Genomic DNA, 316 nt, shown 5'->3' with positions numbered 1-316 from the left:
TTTCTAAGGAATAAAACGGAAACCTACACATAGTTGAAACTTTGTTTAGTTTTGAGAGGTTTACTTCTCAAAACATCAGACGCTTATTTGGGCCTATAGCTCAGCTGGTTTAGAGCGCACGCCTGATAAGCGTGAGGTCGATGGTTCAAGTCCATTTAGGCCCATTATGGGGAATTAGCTCAGCTGGGAGAGCACCTGCTTTGCAAGCAGGAGGTCATCGGTTCGATTCCGTTATTCTCCATTGTCAACCGTGAGGTTGACAGAGCTTGTACTTTGAAAACTAAATAATATCATTTTTCTTTATTTAACAAAACAA

2 tRNA genes are annotated in these 316 nt (G+C 40.8%); both read left to right on the top strand.

Annotation, left to right across the window (positions count from 1 at the left end):
* Positions 1-89: 89 nt before the first annotated feature.
* Positions 90-164: transfer RNA gene (locus FD27_RS07355), tRNA-Ile, on the top strand.
* Between the two features lie 4 nt (positions 165-168).
* Positions 169-241 (top strand) — tRNA-Ala (locus FD27_RS07350).
* Positions 242-316 lie beyond the last annotated feature (75 nt).

Origin of the sequence: Limosilactobacillus frumenti DSM 13145, from assembly GCF_001436045.1 — a bacterium.
GTDB lineage: Bacteria > Bacillota > Bacilli > Lactobacillales > Lactobacillaceae > Limosilactobacillus > Limosilactobacillus frumenti.
This window is presented reverse-complemented; position numbering and strand designations above follow the sequence as displayed.